Genomic DNA, 16,766 nt, shown 5'->3' with positions numbered 1-16,766 from the left:
GGGAATGACCATGTCCGACAATCAATCGTCCCCTGCCCTGCTTTCACGTCGTGGCCTGCTCAAAGGCGGTGCCGCCCTGAGCGGTCTGATCATCAGCGCCTACTTGCCGCCCATGGTGTCTCGCAGCTTTGCGGCGGATATCGTCAAGGGTGCCAATCTGGGCGATGGCGCGGAAAAAGGCTACGGTGCATTCGTGCGCATCGACCACACCGGCGCGGTCACCGTCATCTCGCCGAAGATCGAAATGGGCCAAGGGGTTCAGACCGGCATCGCCATGATGGTCGCCGAGGAGCTTGAAGTGCCCTTGAGCCAGGTCACCATCGCTGAAGCTCCGCCCAATGCGGCCTTGTATACCGACCCGCTGCTGACGTTCCAGGCCACCGGCGGCTCCACCTCGACGCGCTATACCTGGGAGCCGTTGCGCAAGGCCGGTGCTGGCGCGCGCATGGTGCTGATTCAGGCGGCCGCTTTGCGCTGGAACGTTGCCCCGAGTCTGTGCCGCGCCGAAAACGGCAGGGTATTAGGCCCGAACAATCAAAGCGCCGGCTACGGCGAACTGGTCGATGCCGCCGCGGCCCTTCCACTGCCGACCGACATTCCACTCAAGCCCATCAATACGTTCAAGCTGCTGGGCAAACCCGCGCAGCGTCTGGACACGCCGCACAAGGTCAACGGCACCGCCAAGTTCACCATTGACCTGCAAGTGCCCGGCATGCTGATCGCGTCCACGCGGACCTGCCCTGTTTCCGGCGGCACCCTGCGCAACCTCAAGAACGAAGCCGCCGCAAAAGCGATCGCCGGCGTTCGAGACGTCGTGCGGCTGGACAATGCGGTCGCGGTCACAGCGACGAACTTCTGGGCATGCCAGCAAGCGCTCAACGCCCTGGACATCGACTGGGACATGGGGCCGCACGCAGGTCTCGACTCTGCGAAACTGGATAAATCCCTGTTCGAAGCCAGCGCGGGCGACGGTGTTTTTGCGCACAAGGCAGGCGATATCGCCAGCGCACTGAAAAATGCGTCCAGCCGTTTCGAAGCGATTTACGAGCAACCCTTCCTGTCGCACTCCCCGCTCGAGCCGATGACCTGCGTCGCCCATGTTCGAGCCGATGAATGCGAGTTGTGGGTCGGCTGTCAGGCACCGGGACTGGCCCAGATGGGCGCCGCGAAAGTCTGCGGACTGCCCGTTGAAAAGGTCGTGATCCACAACCAGTTGATCGGTGGCGGCTTTGGCCGACGCCTGGAATCCGACTTCATTTTTCAAGCGGTGGACATCGCTCGCAAGCTCAGCTATCCGATCAAACTGATCTGGAGCCGCGAAGAGGACATGACCCACGACCGCTACCGTCCGCACTACGTCGATCGTCTGAACGCTGCCCTGGACAAGGACCTGCGCCCCGTCGGATGGGAACATCGCATCGCGGGTGCCTCGGTCGTGGCAGCCTACCTTGGAGGGCTGCCCGCCGATGGCGTCGACTTTGACGCCGTGGAGGTCGCCAAAGACCCGATCTACACCCTGAAGGATTTGCAGGTTCGCTACATCCGGCACGACCCGGAGGTCATCCCGGTCTCCTGGTGGCGAGGCGTAGGCCCCCTTCGCAGCACGTATGCGGTGGAGTGCTTTATCGACGAATTGGCGCACAACGCCAAAGCCGACCCGGTGAACTACCGCCTGGGCCTGATGCAATCACAACCTCGTGCCCAGGCCGTGCTGCGCAAAGCGGCGGAAATCACCGGGTGGGACAAGCCTCTGCCTGCCGGATCCGGCCGTGGCGTGGCGGTGTCGGCCGTGTTTGGCAGCTTCGTTGCGACCATTGTCGAGCTGGAAAAACAAGGCGCCAAAGGCCTGCGCATCAAACGCCTGGTGACGGTGATCGACTGCGGGTTTGCAAACAACCCCACCTCTGTCGCGTCGCAGATGGAAGGCGGCACCCTGTTCGGTCTGTCGGCTGCGCTGTTCAACGAAATTCTCATTGAGAACGGACAGGTCCAGCAAACCAACTTCCACCAGTACCGACAAATCCGCATGAGCGATGCGCCCCCTGTCGAGGTGCACATCGTCGACAGCGTCGAGAGCCCTGGTGGCGTGGGTGAAACGGGAGCAGTCCCTGCCGCCGCAGCGCTGGTCAACGCGCTGTATGCCGCGACAGGCGTACGCGAACGCCGCCTGCCATTGAGCCGCTCGGGCTATTTCACTGTTTAAGGAGTGCACCATGAAATTTTTCCATCATGCACTCGGGCTTGTCGCCAGTTGCCTGACCCTGAGCGTTTACGCGAATGAAACCGCCACCCTGAGCAAGGGTGAGTATCTGACGCGCGCTGCCGACTGCGTGGCGTGCCATGTCGTGCCGGGCGGTAAACCCTTCGCCGGGGGACTTGAGTTCAAGCTGCCCTTCGGCAGCATCTACTCACCCAACATCACCCCGGACAAAGAAACCGGCATCGGTAACTGGACCGATGACGAGTTCGTCAGCGCCTTGCAAAAAGGCGTCGGCAAGGACGGCAAACATTACTACCCGGCGTTCCCGTACACGTCGTACACCCTGATGTCGCGTGAAGACATCCTGGCGATCAAGGGCTACCTGTTCAGCCTCGAACCGGTGAAGCAAGTACCGCCCGAGAACACGGTGTCGTTTCCATTCAACCAGCGCTGGGGAATGATGTTCTGGAACGCGATCTTCGCGTCCAACGAGCGGTTCACGCCCGACAGCAAGCAAACCGCTGAATGGAACCGGGGCGCCTACCTGGTTCAGGGACCGGGCCACTGTGGCGAGTGCCACACCCCGCGCAATCTCTTCCAGGCGATGAGCTCGGGTCGGCCGCTGGCGGGCGCCGAACTGGGGAACTGGCAGGCGTATAACATCAGCTCCGATGTTCAACACGGCATCGGCGCATGGCCGGAAGACGCCCTTGTCAGCTACCTCTCCAAAGGCTACGCGCCGGGCTTCGGAGGCGCTGGCGGGCCGATGGCCGATGCGGTCGAACACAGCCTGCGTTACCTGAGCCCGGAAGACCTCAAAGCCATCGCGGTGTACCTCAAGAGCACGCCGGCGCAAGCGGAAGGGATCACACGACCATCGATGGTCATGAACGATGCGGCGCTGCAAAAAGGCGTCGGCCTGAAGCTGTTCAACGACACCTGCGTCGCCTGTCACCAACTCGATGGCAGCGGACGGCAATCGCCCGCGGGCGGTCTCGCAGGCCTGAAGACCGTCAACGACCCTTCGGGTAAAAACCTGATCGCGACCCTGATCGAAGGCCACACGCCTAAGGCCATGCGAGTAGATCAGCGCATGCCCGACTTTGCCGGCAGCTACTCCAACGAGGAACTGGCGGCGGTGAGCACGTTTGTGCTGCGACGGTTCGGTCAGTCTCAAGGACAGGTCAAACCGGAAGACATCGAAAAAAGCCGCGCCAGCGCTCTGCACTGATCGGCGCTTCAATCGAATCCCCGGCAGGCGACTGCCGGGGATTTTTTTTGTTTCATCACAAACAACGTACCACCCGTTGCTATTCCAAAAACCGCACAGGCCTCCTAGTCGGAACAGGCCTGGTGAATGAACCTTACCCCGGACCCGTAACGCCTGTTGGCATGTGCTTCAACAGTGCTGACTCGCAGACATTTTGCTCTGCAGCATTCAACCGTCAAGGGCCAGGAGCACGCGCTGAGCGTCGCTGACGAAAGGCCTTTGCTGCGGGTCCAGTGTGATGCTTCGGCCTGGCCGCATGCATCTGAATCCCGACACCATAGGAATCTCCATGAGGACAGATCAGCAGGTGACGCGAGCACTTCGCACCTTGAGCGTGGCGTATTTCGTACAAGCCGTGGGCGCTCTGTCGGTCATTGGTAGCCTGGAACCGATTGGCCGTGAATGGGGCCTGAGCAACGCTGAGGGCGCCTACCTTATGACGGCCTTCGGCATCACATTTGCGTTGGCCGCTCCGCTCCTGCAAGTGTTGCTCGGGCACCTGCACAGACAGCGCCAAGTGTTGCTCGGACTGTGCGTATTCGGGGCCGGCGCCCTCTTGTTCGCAGCCGCTCCGACCTATCCAGTACTGGTGGCTTCCCGAATCGTCATGGGATTGGGCGCCGCGTTTATAGGCCCGGTTCTGGCAGCCCTAGGCTCAAGCCTGGTCAGCAGCGAACGTCAGGGAAGCGCTATCGCCATCGTACTGCTGGGACTGAGTGTTGCAGGGTTGGCAGGCATTCCGCTGTCCAGTTGGGTGGCGTATCAAGTGGGCGTTCGCAGTCTTTTCCTGGCCATAAGCGTGGCCGCATTCGCGACCGCACTGCTGATCGCCTGGCAAGTTCCCAATCAATCCGAAGGCCAACGCGTCGCATTAAGTACCCTCTTCAACCTGCTGACCCGAGCGCATTCCCTGAGCGTGTTCGGCGTTGCTTTTTTTGTCACCGCATCGGTTTACACCACCTATTCATTCATCGCGCCGATCGTGCATGATTTTTATACCGGAAGTGCTCATGACGTCTCTATCGCCCTTCTGGTATTGGGGGTGGCCGGTGTAACCGGCAATCTCCTGGTCACTCGTCTCGCTGCGCGTCATAGCTCCGATCGCCTGCTCGTCGGCAGCATGTCAGTGCTGGCTATCTTGATGCTGGCCCTGGGGGCTGGACCGCGCTCACTGGGGTGGCTCTTCCTGATGCTGGTGATGTGGGCGGTTGCAACCGATGTCATCTGGCCGTCGCAGCAGCGTCGGGTGATCGAGCATCTGGCAGAGTACCGGGGCGCCGCATTGGCGTTGACGGCGGCGTTCGTATTCTGCGGCATCGGCAGCGGGGCCGCCGTGGCGGGCTGGGTATACCCGATCGCAGGCTTCACAGGCTTACTGGCGGCAAGCTTTGCGTTGATGGTATTGGCTGTTGTCTGCATGCTCATCTCTGCAAAGCGGTCGCCGCTGCGTGCAGCCGCGATCTAGGCTTTTATCCGCCGACAGACCCATGACCGCCGTCGGGGCAGCGGCCCTCATGCCGATGGCGCCTCACGAGATTGGTACGGATGAGTTGAATCCCACTTGCTGTGTTTATCGCGGCGTACGAGGCTGCTTAAAATGACGAACCCGCAACTCCACGGCACCAGGACCAGAGTTGCTCGCCTGCCTGCATACCTAACAATCCGACCAGTGCTACAAGCGGTGGCGCAGGAGACCGGAAGTCCAGAGCGCCGTAAAGAAGCCCAACCGCCACTCCTATCGCGAGTGAAATGAGATAACTCACAATAACCTCCAAACGTATCAACGGCTTCCAACGGGGTTTTACTTTTTAACGGTGCGAGGATCATCCGCCGTATTTTCGTAAACAGTGTCGGTTGGGCCAGTCCCTGTGATGAGAATGACCACCGGTTCGCCGTGCGTTTCAGCGTAGTGAGCCACATTGGAAGGTTCTGTGTAAACGGAGCCCTGCGGCAGCGCGCGTAGCTCTTTTTCAGCTCGTTCTGCGCCGTAACCGAAGTACCAGGTGCCCGACAATACGGTTGCCACCCGATCACCCGCATGGTGGTGCGGAGCGATCCTGGCGCCCTGTTTGACTTTTAGAAGCTGTGCATAGGGACCTGGAGCTGCCGGGTTACCCAGGATAGTCACCACTTGAACCTTGGAATTTTCTGATCCACCCGGCCCGCCTGTTTCTTTAGCCGCCAACAGCTCAGGGAGGGTTTTAGCGTAGCTGGGAAGTTTAGGTCCCTCGTCCGCAGCGTAGCTTGTTGCCACCAGGAAAGTACTGATGAAGCATCCCTTGATAAGTGTATGCATGCCTATATCCCTAATCAGAACGTTAGTGTAAGCACGTCAGTAGCGCTGGAAAAACACGTATGCGACTAACAGTCAATTGAAGTGAGAAGCGTTAAAGTGCTATTGGCAATCAGGCGCTTGGCGCGTCGGGCCATTCTAGAAATTCCAGCGTCAAGCCATCGGGCGCACGCACGTAACCCAGCCGCAACCCCTTACGCTCGCCGTCCTCCACGGTCTGCAACTCGCCAAGTCTCTGCCCTCCTACCGATTCGATCTTCGCGAGCAGCCCATCGATATTTTTCACGGTGAACGCAAGGTGGGCGGCGCCCACGTCGCATGATCTCGGTTTGAAAACTTGAATATCGTCGGGAGAGTGATATTCCAACAGCTCAATCAAATGTCCGCCCGGTGCTTCAATCATTGCCAGTGTCAGTGACGCACCCTCGACCCCGACGACATTGTCGAGAAACACACCGGCCTCATACGTATTGGTATACAAGTGCTTGAAGCCAAGTACGTTGACCCAAAAGTTCAAAGAAGCTTCAAGCGACTGAACCGTAAACCCTGTGTGATCAGCACAAATTAAATTTGGAAAATGATTGGTGTCGTTCATATGTCACCCTTCTGATAGGTCGGGATGCGTTCACGTCTTGATTTTAAAAGGTGCCTGAAGGACACCACTTGTGCACCAAACCCTTGGTTCACATCAGCGGGCGTCCACCCTGACCGCTTCGCTCGGCATGATCTTAAAGCTCCTGACTTTCAACTTGGCGGACAGCCGCCGCTGGGCGATGCGAAGGCCATGCAAGCTGCGAGGTGATGTCGAAACAAACAGGGTCGATCTCGCGAAGAGGATCGCTCCTCACCAGCGAAAAAAAACTGCTCGCGAATGGTAAGACCTACTCTCTTGGAGCGTAGGTCCACGCTCCCCTTGCGCAATGCGGTAGGAGTGGCTTTTCGCTCAGTGCCGCGAGTGCGCCTCTCAGTTGTCCTATCAATTTGGCTATCGGAGCGCAGAGCCGAATCGTTATGATCCAGATCGGGGAGATAGAAATGACGATTGAGTAAAGGCTGCCGTCAACCGCTCTGGCCTCGTGGTGTAACCCATGACCATGGAGCACATTGCTGTGGGCGCCAGGCTTCATTACGGCTAGACCTTCCAGCCCAAAAACCGATGGCAACTGACTGTCATCGACTCACTTGAAAACCAAGTAACTTGCCGAAAGGGAATTGGCGAGCAGTGGGCTGCGATCTTGAAAGAGTGAGCTGTACTCTGACGGTCTAAGGAACTTGATTTTATAGGCAGTGGGGCAACAACATGACACACCAACGATGGTTGATCCTGATCGGATGCTTTATCGCATACCTGTTCGATTCGGTAGAAATCGTTCTGTTTTCCCTGGCGCTCCCGGCAATGTGCAGCGATCTGGGACTGACCGTCGTTCAGGGCGGCTTGCTCGTGACTGCCATGTTGTTGGGCGTTGGTGTCAGCAGTATTACGGGTGGCTACATCTCCGACAACTTCGGGCGCAAGACAGCGTTGGTTACCTCGCTGATTGTCTTTGGCTTTTTCACCGCGGCATTGTCTTTCGGCGCCAGCTTCACCAGCCTGGTCCTGCTTAGGTTCATTGCCGGGATTGGCCTCGGTTCCCTCTGGAGCGTAGTTTCTGCCTACATCGTGGAGACATGGCCTGTAGAAAGCCGGGGACGAGCTGCCGCATTCGTTACCAGCGCCCTACCTGCCGGAGGCGTCATTGCAGGCGTTGTGTCCGGCTATTTTCTTCCTGACTGGCGGACAATGTTCTTGATCGGGGGGTGCTCGATAGTAATCCCCGCCATTCTCATCCTCATCGGATTTCGCGAGTCGGCTTTATGGTCCGAGCAGAGGACCCGATATGGAAACGAGAGGGTGGCTCTGAATCACGTATTTACCGCTGCTCTGCGTCGCTCCACAATCCTCGGCACGCTGATGTCAGCCCTCGCCCTGACCGGTTTTTGGGGAACGATGACATGGCTTCCGACTTATCTGGCGCAAGAGCGAGGTCTACCCGCCGCGTCCGTGGCCTGGCTGGTCACTGTATTGAACATTGGCATGTTCGTCGGATACAACGCCTTCGGCTTGGTGGCGGACCTTATCGGCCGGCGTCTGACGATCATCATCACACTCATGGGCGTCGCAGTGATCATCCCGATGTACGCATCCACGAGCGAGCATGACACCCTGCTGTGGCTAGGTTTAGCATTCGGTTTCTTCACCGCATTCTTCGGAATTTTCGGATCGTATCTTGGCGAGCTGTTTCCTACACGCGTTCGATCTACCGGTGCAGGATTCTGCTTTAACGTCGGACGAGGCGTGGCCGGCATCGCGCCTTTGGGACTGGCGGAGATTTCCGGCGTTGTAGGTTTTAGCGGTGGGCTGATCGTGTGTGCCTTTTTATTCGCCTCGTCAGCACTGGTAGCAATGCTGATGCCCAAAACCGGCGGTCATGCACATTGACCCTGCGCAACCACCGTTAATAGTCAGCGCTGGGACGGGTTCGAAAATGCCTGTACCAAGCGTCTAGTCGTGGATGGTGCGTTGCAAACGGAAGATTGAACCGTTCGCGTGCGGTCTGGAAAATCGCGAAAAGGGTGCAGTCGGCAATAGTCGGTTGATCTCCAGCCAGAAACCGATTGCCACCGATCGCCAATTCCAGCACGTCCAGCAACTCCTCGACATGTCTGAAAAGGGCGCTGGCGAACTCTTGAGACGGTTCTGGCTCGTTCCTCGGGAAAGCGCCTGTAACGTTCCACAACCACAACTGGCTTCTGACGATAAGATCGTTGGCTGTTCGCTCCAGTGCCCGAACCTGAGCGCGAGACACAGGATCAATGCCGATCATAGGGTTCTCGGGATACAGCTCTTCCAGGTATTCGACGATTGCTGCGGACTCGGTAATTGAGACGCCCTCATCAGTTACCAGCGATGGTGCGCGCCCTGAAGGATTGATCTGCAGGTACGCGGGGGATCGGTGCTCTAAGTTGACATGGTCCAGCTCGTGAAAAGGCACATCGATTCCTTTTTCCGAGATGTAGATAGCGACCCGTCGAGGATTGGTGCCCATAGGAAACTGGTAAAGCATCATGTCTCAATTTCTACTGTTATCAGATGTTGAGCGGAAGCCTTCACATTGCTACCCATGTTGAAGAGTTACGAGTTTGGAAACGACGTCATCAGCCGCTGTATGAGAGGCAAAATCAGTCCTGAATCCTCCTTCGCGACGGGTCACGGATAAACGAAGTTGGGCGAGTAAGTCTTACTTTCTCAGAGCGTAAATAAGAGCCAGCAGAGGATGCTGCACCGTAGTAGCCTCTTACCAAACAAAGGAGAGGTAACGCCATGACAGTCCCTGACAAAAAACCTGACTTCGATGCGCTGCTGCGCGCTAATCTGGATCGCATCTTTAACGAGCGCGACGCCACTAAGCGAGCGGCGGCGGCCAAAGAGCTGTTTTCAGAAACGCCGACTATGTACGAACCTGATGGCGTCGTTACGGGTCAAGCCGCAATCTGCGATGTTGCAGGCGCGTTGCTGGATCGGTTCGGCGCCGACTTTACTTTTGTGGCCGAAGGGCCAGCTGTCGGCCATCACGGGCTGGGCTATCTGCTTTGGCACGCGGGACCTAAAGACGGTCCCGTCGCTGTGAGTGGTGCCGACGTCGCTGAGGTCAAGGATGGCAAGATCGTGCGACTCTGGGTGCTTTTGAATCCGCCGCAATCCTGATGGTATGAGCCTCTTCTAAGCATCGACCAGAGCAGCCACGATGTAAACGGCGCCCTGATCGAATGTGCCAAGCGTCCCATTGCTGCAGCGCGGCCTCACCGCACTCAAGCTATCAAGGCGCTTGAACCTGCGCCAACGCGCCCAACTGATCAGGCTTGCCCGCCACCACCACCAGATAACGCCGCTGCTCGGGTGTGTCGTTCTGCACGATCTGTCGGATCGGGCCGATAGTGTTGACGATGGCCGACCCCGCCGGGTTGGTCATGAAGGCTGACAACGGCTGCAGGTTGCCACTGCCATCCGGCTTGTCGGCCAGTGCCAGGGTGTAAGGCTGCTTGGGTTCAAGGCCCGTGACCGCCGCTTGCAACACTTGTGTCAGGCCCTGGTTGAACAGCGTGACGCTGGTGGGTGCTTGATCCGCAGGCTTGCCAACCGCGTTCAAACTCAGGTGCGCAGCTTGCCCGGCCACCCCCAGCGGCTTGAGGTTGTCGGTGCCAGCACCTTTCTCCACTGCCTTGGGCACATAGGCAATCGCTTGCGGCGCCTGGCCAATCGGGATGTTGGCGATGACCTTGTTGCTCAACGTGTCAATCACCGCAAACGCATCGGCGTTTTCCAGGCCCACATAAATACGGCTGCCGTCACCCGACGGCCAGATGCCGTGAGGCAAGTTGCCGACCGGGATCGTCGCAACTTTCTCGAACGTATCGGTGCGATAGACCTGCACCTGATTCAGCCCACCCACAGTGATGTAGGCGAACGAGCCATTGGCGTTGTTGACCAGGTTGACGTGGTTGGCAATCGGCCCGATGTCCAGCGTCTTGATCAGCTTGAACGGAGGCGTGGCTTCAAACACCTGCGCTTTGCCGACATCCTTTAGCGTGAACCAGACCTGCTTGCCATCGGCGGACGCGGCGATATTCGGGCAGAACGGGCTGGCTTGTGGCACGTGGCCGACGATCTTGTGATCGGCCACGGACACCACCACCGTTTCCGGATTGAACGAGGAGCAGATGTAACCGTATTTGCCGTCCGGCGAGAAAATCTGCATGCCGGGCCCTGCCGGTGTCTTGATGCGAGTCTTTTCCTCGAAGGTCTTGGCGTCGATCACCGATACGTAATCCTCGCCGCGCACGGTCACCCACACCTCTTTGCCATTGGGGGTGAAAAACGCTTCATGGGGCGCTCGCCCAACGTAGGTCTTGTGCTTGACGGTGTTGGTTTGCGTGTCAATGAACGACACCGAGTTGGTGCCGATGGAGACCACCGCCAATGTCTTGTGATCCGGCGAGAAGCCTAGTCCGTGCACCAGCACTTCGCCTTTGTACAGCGGGCTCAGGTTACCCGGCTGTGGGTCGCCGAGGCTGATTACCCCGAGCAGTTTGTTGTCTACCGGATCGGTGACCGATACGGTATTTGAGAATTGCTCGGCTGCGTAAAGGCGATCCTGATGGGAGATGGGAATGTCCTTGGCCGAGGCCTTGCCGGGAATCTGTCCGGCGAAACTGGACATCGAAGCGGTTATCAAGGCGCAGGTCAGCAGCGCCATAGGAAAACGAGGGAGGTGCATGAGATTTCCTTCTTTTCGTGAAGTCAGGGAGTGACGATCAGGGCCGTGCCGTGATCGGTGTCTGGGTCGGGGAGGCGACAGAGGGCGGCAGGGGATCGCCGATGGCCAGGCGCATCGCGGCGATTTCCTGCTGTTGCTCGACGATGATTTCCTGGGCCATGCGCTTGAGCTGTTCGTTGTGGCCGTACTTGAGCAGGGTCACGGCCATGTCGATGGCGCCCTGATGATGCGCGCTCATCATCGCCACGAAATCGCGGTCAATGTCGCCGGTGGGTTTGCTGTCCATGCCGGCCATCATCGTTTCCATGGCGGCGGCGTTTTCGCTGAGGAAGGGAGCCTCGGCGCTCACGGGATCGGGAGCCCCGTGCTCATGGCCTTCGTGACCCATGGCGGCGGACACCGCGCTCACCAGTAGCAGCGCGACGCCGCAGCGCAATGAAGGGCGGGTGAGTCGTGACATGTGCGTTTCCTCTTGTCTGAAAGCGTTCACAGGCAGGACGCATGGCGATGACTTTTATTCCCTGCTATGCGTCCGATGCCTGTAACAAGCCACATCCGCACTGGCTCGCTGAAGTACCGCGTCATTTCAGACAGGGACAGCCTCCTTCCGATCACTGACGAGTGATATTACGGAGCGCCCTGTGAACAACCCGATTCCGAGCATTAAGGGTGCTGGACGGCAAGTTGATACTGACTATTCAATGGGGCGCGGGCGGTATCAGTCCTGTCAGGGTTAGGCTGATAGCTGTCCCCAATACCGGAACGCCACGCACGCGGGCTGATACCTGCCTCTCGTTTGAACCAACGGCAGAAGTGAGACTGATCACAAAATCCAAACTGAAATGCAATGTCTGTCAACTTTAAATGACTGTGAAGCATCACCCAACGGACTTGCTCCAAACGTCGATACATCAAGAAGGTGGCGGGTGGAACACCAAATGAACTTCTGAACGCTCGTGTAAAATGGCTACGGCTATACCCCAACACACTTGCAAGTTGTTCCACCGTCAAGACCGGATATACGGCCGCGTTCAGAAACGCGATGATTTTTTTGACCTGCCATACGACGAGATAATTGTCAGAGGTCGAGCGAAAGTGGTTCAGCAGATAGTTGCCTAACCAAACACGGGGATAGCTGCCTCGATCTGGCGTTACGCGGCTATACGTCTGCGCGAGCTTCAGTCCAAGTTCCAAAACCTCTTGAGAAGTGACGGAGGTCGGCTTGCACGAGGTTACTGCAGCACTAGCCCCGCCGACATCGTAGCGAACAACAACCCCTTCGCCTTGATTGACTTCACTCATCACCTTTCTCTCACACCTTAAGTTTTTTATTCATACTCTCAGCGATTCCGCAATCGCGTCCGCGAACGCTGCCATGTTTGTCCCATCAGCTGTGATCAACCAACCTGAACGGACGATGGGAGAATCGTTATAAATGCCGCCATATCGGCGCAATGCCTCAATTGCAGAAGAAGCACGCGCCGTGGTGGCTTGCTTTCCCAACAACAACCCGGCCCGCGCGAGAACCAGGCAACTATTACCCGCCGCCGCGACCAGCATCCTTTGTCTGTCAAAGGCCTGAAGCTGGTCAGTCCACGCATGATAATTGAGCGGATAACCCTGCCCCTCGAGACCGTCCATCAACACGATTCCATCAAATCTCAACGGCGCAAAACCGCCCACCGTCCAGTTCGTCGCAGACACTTGCATTGCTTCCCCACCCTGCGGAATGGCTTCGGATGTCGCAACCGATGCTTTCAACCGACCTTCCCATGTAGCGAGACAAACGCTGAGTCCTGACACCGGTTTAGGCGGAATCACAACGATGATTGTTTTCATGGCCGTATCCTTTCGACTGTCCGAGCAAATGTGAAACCGGATCCGAGACGAATTGCACTTCCCTGTTGAACGCACCACTTTTGTTGAACAATGTTAAGTCTTAGTGCTCACCCCCGCGGGTAGACGCTCGACTCTTCGGGGAAGAACAACGTCTATCGCCGATACGCCATGAACAAATGGTGTCCGATACACTCCCGCAACGCCACGCATCGAACTGCGCAGGACTTGCTCTTCAAAAGCGCAGGTATTGACTGTGAGGGTTAGTTAAAAGCCACTACTGCTGTTCACTTAGCGAAGCGGAGGCCACAATAGCGTCCCACGATGTCGGGGTTGGAAACAGCGCGGAGAGAAACTCCAGGAACACCTTCACATTGGGACTTCCCCGCCGACTGACCGGCCAAAGGGCTGTGATTGCGAACTTATCGACTTGATGCTGCGCAAAAACCGGAACCATCTCGCCACGTTTGACGAACGGCGCTGCGACATAAGTCGGCGATATACCGATGCCACCACCCGCCGCGACGACAGCAGCTACTGCATCGCTAGCATCAATGACGATCCGGGATTCTGGAGAAACTTCGACCAGACGCTCGTTCAGCTTAAAAGGCCAACGTAGCGCTTGCCCTGAGCTTTGATAGCGAAAATTGATGCAATTGTGATGAATCAGGTCGTCCAGATGCTTAGGCATTCCCATTCGTTCAATGTAAGCGGGAGATGCGAATGCACCGATCCTGTGAGGGCCCAGTGAGCGTGAGATCAGACGAGAATCTGACAGATTGCCTACGCGGACGGCGACGTCGATCCCCTGCTCGATGATGTCTGAAAACTGACCTCCCAGCCGTAAATCGATTACCAGTTTTGGGTATCGTTCGCTGAACTCAGGCAGCGCTGGAGCGATGATGTTAATACCGATCGGCAGCGGCGCTGTGACCTTCAAAACACCCGACGGCTCCGCCCTGGATGCCATTGCCGCCTGCTCAATATCATCCACTTCCCGAATGATACGCAACGCCCTTTCATAGAGCTCGCGCCCCTCCGGCGTCAACGTTAATGAGCGCGTCGTGCGGGCGAAGAGCTTGAGCTCGAAATGCTCCTCCAAACGTTGGACGCTTTTGCTGACAGCCGAAGGAGACACAGAAAGCTCACGAGCCGCCGCCGTATAGCTGCCCAAAGACGCAGTCCGCACAAAGGCGACCAAGCCTGTCAAACGATCCAATCCAATCTGTTCTTTCATCGCCGGATTGAAGCCAATCTGATTCCGATTATCAACCCCCAAGCGCAAGTAGTCGCGTTGCAGCCGCCTGTTCCACGGAGATTCTGATCATAATCAGGCAGAATTCTGATGAATGGGTCAGGTCGACGACAATATATCAACAACAAAAATACTCAATTCATCAGGTTTTATTTAATAAAATCATGCAGATAGATCTATAGACGATCTTTTTATGACGTCAGGATCCCCCAAGACGAGGGACAAGACATTTGTGCCTATCAGGAAAAACTGAAAGGACATGGCACCTCATTACCATTACTTCTACAACCCCCTATCGTTCCACTGACACAGAAGCGCACCTCTGCCGGGGGACATACCCGCGCGCATCGCTGCCTGTTTTGTGGACCAGGGCTCGCATCGGGCGGGCTTCGGCACTCGGACCGCTGGTGACGCGCAGTCATTTTCGGCAACCGAACCCAGTGGCGTCACTGTCATGCGCAAGGCAAATGTGCCGTTTCTTCCAGGCCGGAAACTAATAGAAGCGAGCGATTCAATGATCCGGATAGATGATCTCGTCATATTCATACGCGTTACGTCTCTGGACAGTTTTTCGGCTGTCGGGAGAGAGATGGATCTTCTGCCTTCGCAGATCAGTGCCTCAATCAAGAGGCTTGAGCGTGAGCTTGATATAAGGCTGTTTGCGCGCTCGACCCGAAGCCTGCGATTGACTGCTGAAGGCGAGCAATATTTGCCGTACGCCCGAGCAGTGGTCGACTCCTTGAACGAGGGCAAGGCGTGCTTCCAGCAAACCGAGAAGAATCTCAAAGGTATGCTTCAGATCGCTTGCTCGTCTGACTTTGGGCGCAATGTCCTGTTGCCATGGCTGATCGAGTTCCGGCAGAAACATCCTTCTCTCGCATTGAGATTATCGCTGTCCGATCAAGTCGCTGACATCTACCGTGACCCTGTCGATGTCGCCGTTCGCTACGGGATGATTCCCGAAGCTGACTTCGTATCGTTACCGTTGTTGCCGTTGAATCGCAGAACCCTGGCCGCCGCCCCCTCCTACCTGGAAAAGCATGGCCGGCCAAAATCAATAGAAGAGCTGAACGTTCACCTGTGCCTGAGATTTCAGCTGAATGGAAAACTCTATGATCGATGGACGTTCCCCAAAGATGGCGATCATCAGTCGATCTCAGTGACAGGGCCGGTCATCAGTGACGATGCCGACGTTATTCGTCGATGCGCGATCGCCGGCGAAGGCATTCTGTACAAATCCTGGCTGGACATTTGCCAAGACGTGCGTGCAGGTCATCTTGAAGTGCTGCTTCCTGAGCAACCCGGCGAGCTCTTTCCCCTGCACTTCATCTGCCCCCATCGCAAACAGTTCTCCCCTTCAATCAGGTCGCTTTACACCTATCTGAGGAGCCGCTGCGAATCGCTAACCAGCGCTCGACCTATAAGCTCGAGAAGCATCATGTGAGCGCGCAACTACCCGTAGCAAAGGTCTTTCGCTACGGGCAATGGCTATCGACTTACTTCAAATGCGCCTTTAGTTCGACCGCCGCCTGACGCATCGCCGCCTTAACCTCGGCAATTCCGCTCAACGGATTCAGCAAACCGTAATCGTGCACCATGCCGTTGTAACGCACCGCCGTCACATCGACCCCGGCAGCATCAAGCTTACGCGCATAGGCCTCACCTTCATCACGCAAGACATCCAGTTGAGCGGTCTGCACCAATGCAGGCGGTAAACCTTTGAGCTGTTCGGTGGTGGCACGTAGCGGCGAAGCATGAATCTCGGCCCGCTGCTTGGGATCGGTGGTGTAGCTGTCCCAGAACCAGGTCATCATGTTTTTGGTCAGGAAGTGACCTTCGGCATACGTCTTGTAGGACTCTGTATCGAAGTTGGCATCGGTCACCGGCCACAACAGCACCTGGTAACGCAGCTTCGGTGAGTTCTGCTCCTTAGCCATCAACGCCACTACCGCAGCCATATTGCCGCCTACGCTATTACCCGCGACGGCCAGACGCGAGCCGTCGACATTGATTTCCTTGCCATGTTCGGCGACCCATTTGGTCGCAGCGTAGGCCTGATTGATGGCAGTCGGATAATGAGCTTCAGGCGACGGTGAGTAATCTACATAAACCGCCACCGCTTCCGAATCCACTACCAGATCACGGATCATTCGGGCATGAGTCGGATAATCGCCCAAGACCCAACCGCCGCCATGGAAGAACATGAATGCAGGTGGCGTGCCCTTGACATTCGCCGGGCGCACAATCGTCAGCTTGATGTTCTGGTTATCTGCCTTGATGGTCTTCTCGCTGACTTGAACGCCAGACATATCGACCTTCACTGAGTTCTGCGCCCCGGTCAGTACGGCACGCGCGTCTTTGGGGTTCAATTGCTCGATCGGCTTACCCCCGCCTGCGGCCAAGGCCTTCAGAAAAGCTTGAGTCTGATGCTCTGGAACGTCGATCTCTCCGGCGAAAGCCGTTCCGATGGACAGGGCAAGAAAGGTAGCAGTCAGCGGTGCACATATCGTTTTCATATTGATCACTCTGTGGATTGAGTCGTTTTCACTTTCATTTGCCAACGACGTGCGCAACCGCGTGCGCACGACTTCAACCTC

At 57.1% G+C, this 16,766-nt stretch carries 16 protein-coding genes; 6 read left to right on the top strand and 10 right to left on the bottom strand.

Translation table 11 applies throughout. From position 1 onward, the window contains the following. Window positions 1-10: 10 nt before the first annotated feature. From AB4N84_RS21620 to AB4N84_RS21610, 3 genes are all read left to right on the top strand, one after another. Window positions 11-2,203 (top strand): xanthine dehydrogenase family protein molybdopterin-binding subunit, encoded by a 2,193-nt coding sequence (locus tag AB4N84_RS21620; protein WP_460043093.1) that lies wholly within the window; start codon window positions 11-13, stop codon window positions 2,201-2,203. 10 nt (window positions 2,204-2,213) lie between these two features. Then, window positions 2,214-3,431 (top strand): c-type cytochrome, encoded by a 1,218-nt coding sequence (locus AB4N84_RS21615; protein WP_460043091.1) that lies wholly within the window; start codon window positions 2,214-2,216, stop codon window positions 3,429-3,431. A gap of 295 nt (window positions 3,432-3,726) precedes the next feature. Beyond that, window positions 3,727-4,935 carry an MFS transporter gene (locus tag AB4N84_RS21610; RefSeq protein ID WP_460043090.1) on the top strand — a complete coding sequence of 403 codons (1,209 nt, stop codon included), beginning with the start codon at window positions 3,727-3,729 and terminating at the stop codon, window positions 4,933-4,935. A 127-nt stretch (window positions 4,936-5,062) separates the two neighbouring features. Here AB4N84_RS21610 and AB4N84_RS21605 read toward each other — a convergent pair whose 3' ends face one another. The 3 genes from AB4N84_RS21605 to AB4N84_RS21595 all read right to left on the bottom strand — a co-directional run bounded on the left by AB4N84_RS21605 (window position 5,063) and on the right by AB4N84_RS21595 (window position 6,358). Next, window positions 5,063-5,233, bottom strand: a complete 171-nt coding sequence (locus AB4N84_RS21605) for a DUF1427 family protein (protein WP_346831490.1) — start codon at window positions 5,231-5,233, stop codon at window positions 5,063-5,065. Window positions 5,234-5,271: 38 nt separating this feature from the next. Next, window positions 5,272-5,766, bottom strand: coding sequence for a cupin domain-containing protein (locus AB4N84_RS21600; protein ID WP_460043088.1), 495 nt, complete (start codon window positions 5,764-5,766; stop codon window positions 5,272-5,274). Window positions 5,767-5,875: 109 nt separating this feature from the next. Further along, entirely contained in the window at window positions 5,876-6,358 is a 483-nt protein-coding gene (locus tag AB4N84_RS21595) for a VOC family protein (protein ID WP_460043087.1), read from the bottom strand. A 705-nt stretch (window positions 6,359-7,063) separates the two neighbouring features. Between AB4N84_RS21595 and AB4N84_RS21590 the strand changes: the two genes are divergently transcribed. Further along, on the top strand, window positions 7,064-8,242 hold the full coding sequence (locus tag AB4N84_RS21590; protein WP_460043086.1) for an MFS transporter: 1,179 nt from the start codon (window positions 7,064-7,066) through the stop codon (window positions 8,240-8,242). 16 nt (window positions 8,243-8,258) lie between these two features. Here the strand turns inward: AB4N84_RS21590 and AB4N84_RS21585 are convergent, their stop codons facing one another. Then, the gene (locus AB4N84_RS21585) at window positions 8,259-8,870 is read right to left on the bottom strand and encodes a glutathione S-transferase family protein (RefSeq protein ID WP_460043085.1); all 612 of its coding nucleotides are present in this window, start codon (window positions 8,868-8,870) and stop codon (window positions 8,259-8,261) included. A 254-nt stretch (window positions 8,871-9,124) separates the two neighbouring features. Here AB4N84_RS21585 and AB4N84_RS21580 point away from each other — a divergent pair, with 254 nt between their 5' ends. After that, entirely contained in the window at window positions 9,125-9,508 is a 384-nt protein-coding gene (locus AB4N84_RS21580; protein ID WP_460043084.1) for a nuclear transport factor 2 family protein, read from the top strand. A 112-nt stretch (window positions 9,509-9,620) separates the two neighbouring features. On the opposite strand, the gene AB4N84_RS21575 is transcribed toward AB4N84_RS21580, so the two are convergent. From AB4N84_RS21575 to AB4N84_RS21555, 5 genes are all read right to left on the bottom strand, one after another. Continuing rightward, the gene (locus AB4N84_RS21575; protein WP_460043083.1) at window positions 9,621-11,078 is read right to left on the bottom strand and encodes a YncE family protein; all 1,458 of its coding nucleotides are present in this window, start codon (window positions 11,076-11,078) and stop codon (window positions 9,621-9,623) included. Window positions 11,079-11,115: 37 nt separating this feature from the next. After that, on the bottom strand, window positions 11,116-11,538 hold the full coding sequence (locus AB4N84_RS21570; protein WP_460043081.1) for a DUF305 domain-containing protein: 423 nt from the start codon (window positions 11,536-11,538) through the stop codon (window positions 11,116-11,118). Window positions 11,539-11,741: 203 nt separating this feature from the next. Beyond that, window positions 11,742-12,380, bottom strand: coding sequence for a helix-turn-helix transcriptional regulator (locus AB4N84_RS21565; RefSeq protein ID WP_460043079.1), 639 nt, complete (start codon window positions 12,378-12,380; stop codon window positions 11,742-11,744). A 30-nt stretch (window positions 12,381-12,410) separates the two neighbouring features. Further along, on the bottom strand, window positions 12,411-12,917 hold the full coding sequence (locus tag AB4N84_RS21560) for a DJ-1/PfpI family protein (RefSeq protein WP_460043078.1): 507 nt from the start codon (window positions 12,915-12,917) through the stop codon (window positions 12,411-12,413). A 274-nt stretch (window positions 12,918-13,191) separates the two neighbouring features. Continuing rightward, complete coding sequence (locus AB4N84_RS21555) at window positions 13,192-14,193, bottom strand: LysR family transcriptional regulator (RefSeq protein ID WP_460043077.1); 1,002 nt, start codon at window positions 14,191-14,193, stop codon at window positions 13,192-13,194. A 430-nt stretch (window positions 14,194-14,623) separates the two neighbouring features. Between AB4N84_RS21555 and AB4N84_RS21550 the strand changes: the two genes are divergently transcribed. Further along, a complete protein-coding gene (locus AB4N84_RS21550) occupies window positions 14,624-15,613 on the top strand; it encodes a LysR family transcriptional regulator (RefSeq protein WP_460043075.1) in 990 nt (329 codons plus the stop codon). Window positions 15,614-15,665: 52 nt separating this feature from the next. Here AB4N84_RS21550 and AB4N84_RS21545 read toward each other — a convergent pair whose 3' ends face one another. Beyond that, window positions 15,666-16,685, bottom strand: coding sequence for an alpha/beta hydrolase (locus AB4N84_RS21545; protein ID WP_460047093.1), 1,020 nt, complete (start codon window positions 16,683-16,685; stop codon window positions 15,666-15,668). Between the last annotated feature and the right edge of the window lie 81 nt (window positions 16,686-16,766).

The sequence above is a fragment of the Pseudomonas sp. S2_H01 genome (assembly GCF_054668305.1).
Note: the sequence above shows the minus strand (reverse complement) of the source record. Positions and strands in the feature narration are given on the sequence as shown.